Source organism: Pseudomonas sp. PS01270, from assembly GCF_029959775.1.
GTDB classification, from domain to species: Bacteria; Pseudomonadota; Gammaproteobacteria; order Pseudomonadales; family Pseudomonadaceae; genus Aquipseudomonas; species Aquipseudomonas atacamensis.
On the sequence record NZ_JASCPT010000193.1, the window covers coordinates 1 to 7,023 of the forward strand.

Below are 7,023 nucleotides of genomic sequence, written 5' to 3' on the forward strand. Positions count from 1 at the left end.
TGGGGGGGGGTCATTCATATCCAACCGTGCCTCACGGCACCCCTCCCGACGCTGGCTCGCTCCCACAAATGAAATTCGGTCTGGACAGAAATTTTCGGCACGACCAAGGCTCCCTGTGGGAGCGAGCCTGCTCGCGAAGGCGTCAGTTCAGTCGACGCGTTGCCCTCAGATCACCTCCCAACCACCCCCCAACGCTTTGTACAAGGCAATGCTCGCCTGCAATCGCGACAGGCGCAGTTGTACGTTGAGGTCTTGCGCCGCATACAGCGTGCGCTGGGTTTGCAGGACGGTGAGCAGGTCTTCGGCGCCGGCCTGGTAGCGACTCTGGGCGATGTCGAAGGCGGTTTGTGCCTGGTTCAGTTCTTCGCTTTGCCATTGCCGTTGTTCGTCGAGGCCACGAATGCTGCTGAGGGCTTTTTCGACGTCGGCGAAGCCGTTGATGATTGCCCCGCGATAGGTCTCCAGCAATTCGTCCTGCCGCGCCTTGGCCTTGTCGCGTTCGGCGCTGAGGCGGCCGTTGTTGAAGATCGGCGCGGTCAGCCCCGAGGACAGGTTGTAGAACGTCGTGCGCAGCAAATCGGCGGCCAGATCGGCGCCGCTGCCGAGGCTGGCGGTCAGGGTGATTTTCGGCAGCATCGCGGCGCGGGCGACGGTGACATCAGCCTGGGCTGCCGCAAGCTTGGCCTCGGCGCTGGCAATGTCCGGACGCCGACTCAGCAAGTCGCTCGGCACGCCGCTGGCGATGTCCGGCCAGTGCAATTGGCCGAAGGATTGTGTGGGCAACGGTAACGTTTGCACTGGTTGGCCGAGCAGGGCGGCGAGGCTGATCAGTGCTTCGCGGGCCTGTTGTTGCACCAGCGGCAGGCGACGCTGTTGTTCGGCCACCAGGCTTTTCTGCTGGGCCAGTTCCAGCGCGGTGGCGCTGCCGGCGTCGAAGCGGGTCTGCACCAGCTGCAGCACATTCTGCGCATTTTTCAGATTGAGTTCGGCAATGCGCGCCTGCTCACGCAAGGCCAGGGCCTGGGTGTAACTGTTGGCGACGCCGCTGAGCAAGGTCAGCTCGACGGTGGCGCGATCGAATTCGCTGGCCTGCACGCCGAACACCGCACTGTCGCGGGCGGCACGCTTGCCGCCCCAGAAATCGATTTCGTAACTGGCGCTGAGCTCGGCATCGTAATAGTCCAGCGAGCGATTCTCGGGACTGACATCCAATTGGCTGTAGCCCTTGCCGTGGATCAGTTTCTGCCGATTGGCATTCAGCCCGGCCTTGAGTTCCGGCAGCAGCGGGGCGCCGGCAATGGTTGCGCTGGCCTCGGCCTGTCTGACCCGCGCCACGGCGGCGGCGAGGTCGTAGCTGCCCAGCCGCGCCTGTTCCACCAGTCGCTCCAGCTCGGGGCTGCCGAATTGCGTCCACCATTGCCGATTGCTCTGCAGCGCGCCGGGGGTGTCGGCGGACTGCCACGCGCTCGGTGGCTGCACGCCGCTGTCCAGGCGCGGCGCCGGGCTGCTGCAGGCCGCCAGCAACAGGCTGGCGGCGAGGAAGGTCAGTCGCACTTTCATAGGTCGATCATTCACTGGTAAGGGCCGTGACCGGGTCAAGCCGGGCAGCTTTGCGGGCCGGCATGAAGCCGAAAATGACGCCGGTGACCAGCGCACAGGCAAACGCACCGGTCACCGCCAGCCCTTGAAAGGCGATCGCCACGCCGCTGAGCAACAACACGCCGCCAACCAGCAGCGCCAGGCCGATTCCGGCGATTCCGCCGACCACCGAGAGCATCAGCGCTTCGGTGAGAAACTGACGGAGGATGTCGCGCTGACGGGCGCCGGTGGCCATGCGAATACCGATCTCGCGGGTACGTTCGCGTACGGTCATGAGCATGATGTTCATCACGCCGATACCGCCGACCAGCAGGGAAATCGCCGCAATTGCCCCCAGCATCAGCGACAGCGTGCCTTGCGTGCGCGCTTCGGCCTGGATCATCGCGGCATTGTTGGTCAGCTCGAAATCCCTCTTGCCGTGGTGCCGACGCAACATTGCCTGTTCGATGGCCTGTTCGGCGTCCTTGACCTTGCGCGCATCCTTGGCCGCGATGACCACGTATTGCGGATTGCGGCTGCCGAACAGGCGCGTGCTCGCCGCCGAATACGGCACGGCGATGCGGTTGTCGCTATCGGAGTCGCCGGAGCTGGCGCCTTTTTCCGCAAGCACGCCAAGGATCTGGAACGGCACGTTTTCGATGAGGATGTATTGGCCGATGGGGTCGTCGACATCCTTGAGCAACTTGTCGCGGACCTTGGTGCCGATCACCGCGACGGCGGCGGCGCTGTCCTCGTCGGCCTGGGTGAAGTAGCTGCCCTGGATCACCGGCCAGTTGAAAATCTGCGGAAAGTTGGTGTCATTGCCGCCGACGTAGCTGCTGTGGTCGGCGTTGCCAAAGCGCACCGCGGCGGTCGAGCCGTTGACCGGCATGATGCGCTCCACCTGGGGCAGGGCGGACAGTTCGGCGACGTCGTCGAGGGTGATGATGCCCTCCGGCGTACGCGGGTTCGGCGCCGAGCCGCTGAGGTAAATGATGTTCGAGCCGAACGCACCCATTTGCGCCATGACCTGACGCTTGCTGCCTTCGCCGACGGCGAGCATGACCACCACCGAGGCCACGCCAATGACGATGCCCAGCAGGGTCAGCGCCGTGCGAAAGCGGTTGATCCACATCACCCGCCACGCCGCTTGTACAGCGTCGAGCAGTTCACCTTTCCAGGCGCCGGTCTGGCTGCTGCCGTTGCTCAGGCGCTGGCGCAGGTCGACCGCTTGCAACGCGCCGGGATTGGCCGCAGGCGGCGCGCACGCGTACTCGGCGCTGTCGCTGATGATCAGGCCGTCGCGGATTTCGATGATGCGTTTGGCCCGTTGCGCCACTTCGCGGTCGTGGGTGATGAGGATCACCACATGACCCTGATCGGCGAGTTCGTCGAGCAGGCTCATGACCTCGGCGCCGCTGTGGCTGTCGAGGGCGCCGGTCGGCTCGTCGGCGAGGATGATATGGCCGCCATTCATCAGCGCACGGGCGATCGACACCCGCTGTTGCTGGCCGCCGGAAAGCTGATGCGGACGATTGCCGGTGCGAGTGCCGAGGCCAAGACGTTGCAGCAGCGCGTGAGCTCGGGCATGCCGCTCGGCGGCCGGGGTGCCGGCGTAGATCGCTGGCATCTCAACGTTTTCCTGGGCCGAGCCGGAGGGAATCAGGTGGTAGCCCTGAAAGACAAAACCGAAGGCTTCGCGGCGCAGCCAGGCCAGTTCATCGCTGTCCAGATGCGCGACATTTTCCCCGGCGAACAGATACTCGCCGCTGGTGGGACGGTCGAGGCAACCGAGGATATTCATCAGCGTCGATTTGCCCGAACCGGAGGCGCCGACAATCGCAACGAACTCGCCGGCATGGATCGACAGATCGATCCCGCGCAGCACTTCCACCAGCGGGCTGTCATCACCGCCATAGGCTTTGCGGATCTGCCGCAGGTCGATCAGGGGCGTGTGCATTCAGCCTCCATGACCAGTGGCCGGCGCGCTGAGAACATGCTCGCCCTCGGCCAGACCTTCGAGCACCTGGGTGCGCAGGCGATCGCTGATGCCGGTGCGTACTTCACGCGCCTGAATATCGCCGTTGGCAGCGACGATCTGCGCCCGCTGCCACTGCGGACGCGAACCCGGTTGCAGGGCGGCAGTCGGCACGGTCAAAGTGTCTTGCGCCTGTTGCGCGACAAAGAACACCTGGGCGGTCATGTCGGTCATCAGGCTGTTGTCGGCGTTATCGACATCGAGCAGCACGGTGTACAGCACCACCCGTTCGCTGCCACTGCGACCACTGTTGGGGCTGCCGCCCTGGTTCTGTTCAAGCGGACGCGGCGGCACCGGCAGGATCTGCCGCACGGTGCTGCTCCAGCGCCGAGTGCCGCCGCTGAGGGTGGTGAAGTAGGCGCTCATGCCGGGTTTGACGTGGCCGATGTCGGCCTCTGAAACCTCGGCCCACACCGTCATCGGCGACAGCCGGGCGATGCGCAGGATCAGCGGGGTCTGTTGTTGCGCGTTGAGGGTCTGGCCTTCCCGCGCACCGACGGCGACCACGGTGCCGCTCATCGGCGCATAGATGCGCGTGTAACCGAGTTCCGCCTCGTCACTGCGCAGGCTGGCCTGGGCCTGACGGATCTGCGCCTGGAACATGTCGATCCGCGCCTGGGTTGCGCGAACCTCGGCGCGCGCAGTCTGCACGTCTTCTTCGCGGGTGGCGCCACCGGCGGCGAGTTTCTGCTGGCGCTGGTATTTCTGCTGCGCCAGATCGTGCTGGGCGCGTTGCTCCTGCAGCTGCGCCTTGAGGTTTTCGATGGAAAAACGCCCGGCATCGAGCTTGGCTTTCTGTGTCGACGGGTCGATTTCCACCAGCAACTGGCCTTCCTTGACCGTATCGCCGGCCTCGACGTGAATCTTCTGAATCTGCCCCGAAGCCTGTGCGCCGACATCCACATAGCGGCGCGGCTGCAAGGTGCCGAGCGCCGTCACGCTGTTTTCGATATCGCCGCGGCTGACCTGCACAGTGGCAACGGCGTCGCGACCGGGTGGCAAGACTTGCCAGGCAGCGACGGCGATCACGGGAATCAGACAGAGGGCGGCAAACAGCGCGCGACGGGCGGGGCGGGGACGATTCATGCAGGGTTCCGGCCAGTGGTTGCGGCCCGTCGCAAGGCACGACAGACACAGGGGCTGTCCTGTAAACGAGGCATGGGCGACGGAATTTAGCCGCAGACACATCGAGTTACCGGACGCCGGGCCACGACTATTTGTCCGGGATATGGAATCAACTCTTTAAATCTATATGAGAATTACTATAAATTACGTACCTCAAGTTGCCACTATCTTGCTACTGCGTGATTCGCAGGTCTGATCAGTGCGCTCAAGGACAGAAACGGCATCGATGCGGTCGGGAGTCATGTTGGAAAACTACTATCGTGAGCTGGTGTGTTTCCTCAACGCCAGACTGGGCAACCGTCAGGTCGCCGAGGATGTGGTGCATGACGCCTATGTACGGGTGCTGGAGCGCTCCAGCGAGGTGCCGATCGAACAACCCCGGGCCTTCCTTTATCGCACCGCGTTGAACCTGGTTATCGACGATCACCGCCGCAACGCGCTGCGCCAGGTCGAATCGCTGGACGTGCTGGATAACGAAGAGCGCTATTTCACCCCGTCCCCCCACGGCACCCTCGATCACGGCCAGCGTCTGGAAATGCTCCAGCGCGCACTGGCCGAGTTGCCGCCGCTGTGCCGCGACAGTTTTCTGCTGCGCAAGATCGAAGGAATGTCCCATCCGGAAATCGCTCAGACCCTCGGCATCTCCCGGGCGCTGGTGGAAAAACACATCGTCAACGCCATGAAGCATTGCCGCCTGCGCATCCAGCAATGGGATGGCCAGTGAGCCGCGCCGGTTAAATTTCCTTTCATCGTCCTCGTTCCTACTCAACAGACGACCTGCTGACCTGATTCAGGCCGGTCAGGCCACCCAGGCTTTATTTCCCCGCGTTGAGGGGTTCATCCAGAGGACACTGGAAATGACACAGGCAATTGCATCGCCCATCGTTCACGACCTGATCGGCGTCGGTTTCGGCCCTTCGAACCTGGCACTGGCCATCGCCCTGCAAGAGCGGGGCCGGATCCAGGGCGAACTGGATGTGCTGTTCCTCGACAAGCAGGCCACCTACAGCTGGCACGGCAACACCTTGTCGACGCAGAGCGAGTTGCAGATCTCCTTCCTCAAGGACCTGGTGACCCTGCGCAATCCGACCAGCCCTTACTCGTTCGTCAACTACCTCAAGCACCACGGGCGTCTGGTCGACTTCATCAACCTCGGCACCTTTTATCCATGCCGCATGGAGTACAACGACTACCTGCGCTGGGTGGCCGGGCAGTTCACCGCGCAGAGCCGTTATGGCGAAGAAGTGCAGTTCATCGAACCGGTATTGCACAACCAGCAGGTTGAAGCGTTGCGGGTGATTTCCCGGGGCAGCGACGGCCAGCAATTCGTGCGTACCACGCGTTCGGTGGTGGTCAGCGCTGGCGGCACACCGCGCATTCCAGAGGCGTTCAAGGCGCTGAATGGCGATCATCGGGTGTTCCACCATTCGCAGTATCTGTCGCAAATGGCCAGGCAGCCGTGCGTAAACAACCAACCGATGAGCATCGCCATCATCGGCGGCGGGCAGAGCGCGGCGGAAGCCTTTATCGACCTGAACGATTCATTCCCGTCGGTGCAGGTCGACATGATCCTGCGCGGCTCGGCCTTGAAGCCTGCGGACGACAGCCCATTCGTCAACGAAGTGTTCTCGCCGGAATTCACTGATCTGGTGTTCCAGCAGAACAGCGTCGAGCGCGAGCGTCTGGTCAACGAGTACCACAACACCAACTATTCGGTGGTCGACATCGACCTGATCGAACGCATCTACGGCATCTTCTATCGGCAGAAGGTTTCCGGGATTGCCCGCCATGCCTTCCGCACCCTGACCACCGTCGAGAGTGCCACTGCCACGGCAAACGGTATCGAACTGGCAGTGCGCAACAATGCCACCGGCGAAGTCACGGTGCGAATCTATGACGCCGTGGTGCTGGCCACCGGTTACGAGCGGCAGATGCACCGCAAGTTGCTCGCGCCGCTGGAGGAATACCTCGGCGAATTCGAAGTCGATCGCAACTACAAACTGATCACCGACGAGCGCTGCAAGGCCGGCATATATATGCAGGGCTTCTGCCAGGCCAGCCATGGCCTGAGCGATACGCTGCTGTCGGTGCTGCCGATTCGCGCCGATGAAATCGCTGGCTCGTTGTACGAGCATGGCAAACAGCGCGGGCACAGCCGTTCCGTGGCGGAGCTGTTGTTGGCGACTGCCAGCTGAATCTGCATTGTCTGACATATCGCCTTCGCGAGCAGGCTCGCTCCCACAATGGTTCTGTGAACGCAGGCCAGAATGTGGGAGCGAGCC

Annotated in this window: 5 protein-coding genes; 2 read left to right on the forward strand and 3 right to left on the reverse strand. The window is 63.1% G+C overall.

The features are described 5' to 3' along the window. Positions 1-165: 165 nt before the first annotated feature. Genes QMX86_RS26770 through QMX86_RS26780 form a run of 3 tightly spaced genes read right to left on the reverse strand, consistent with a single transcriptional unit; the run spans position 166 to position 4,702 of the window. Positions 166-1,560, reverse strand: a complete 1,395-nt coding sequence (locus tag QMX86_RS26770; protein WP_130929779.1) for an efflux transporter outer membrane subunit — start codon at positions 1,558-1,560, stop codon at positions 166-168. A gap of 7 nt (positions 1,561-1,567) precedes the next feature. Next, on the reverse strand, positions 1,568-3,538 hold the full coding sequence (locus tag QMX86_RS26775; RefSeq protein WP_130929778.1) for a MacB family efflux pump subunit: 1,971 nt from the start codon (positions 3,536-3,538) through the stop codon (positions 1,568-1,570). Continuing rightward, on the reverse strand, positions 3,539-4,702 hold the full coding sequence (locus QMX86_RS26780; protein ID WP_282387231.1) for an efflux RND transporter periplasmic adaptor subunit: 1,164 nt from the start codon (positions 4,700-4,702) through the stop codon (positions 3,539-3,541). A gap of 280 nt (positions 4,703-4,982) precedes the next feature. On the opposite strand from QMX86_RS26780, the gene QMX86_RS26785 reads away from it, so the two are divergent. Continuing rightward, the gene (locus tag QMX86_RS26785; RefSeq protein ID WP_016773904.1) at positions 4,983-5,465 is read left to right on the forward strand and encodes a sigma-70 family RNA polymerase sigma factor; all 483 of its coding nucleotides are present in this window, start codon (positions 4,983-4,985) and stop codon (positions 5,463-5,465) included. Positions 5,466-5,598: 133 nt separating this feature from the next. Next, on the forward strand, positions 5,599-6,936 hold the full coding sequence (locus QMX86_RS26790) for a SidA/IucD/PvdA family monooxygenase (RefSeq protein WP_282387229.1): 1,338 nt from the start codon (positions 5,599-5,601) through the stop codon (positions 6,934-6,936). Positions 6,937-7,023: the final 87 nt, after the last annotated feature.

Bases quoted from the DNA above. Each gene is read 5' to 3' on its own strand.
- QMX86_RS26775 (WP_130929778.1), bottom strand. From the start codon at position 3,538: ATGCACACGCCCCTGATCGACCTGCGGCAGATCCGCAAAGCCTATGGC.
- QMX86_RS26780 (WP_282387231.1), bottom strand. From the start codon at position 4,702: ATGAATCGTCCCCGCCCCGCCCGTCGCGCGCTGTTTGCCGCCCTCTGT.
- QMX86_RS26790 (WP_282387229.1), top strand. From the start codon at position 5,599: ATGACACAGGCAATTGCATCGCCCATCGTTCACGACCTGATCGGCGTC.
- QMX86_RS26785 (WP_016773904.1), top strand. From the start codon at position 4,983: ATGTTGGAAAACTACTATCGTGAGCTGGTGTGTTTCCTCAACGCCAGA.
- QMX86_RS26770 (WP_130929779.1), bottom strand. From the start codon at position 1,560: ATGAAAGTGCGACTGACCTTCCTCGCCGCCAGCCTGTTGCTGGCGGCC.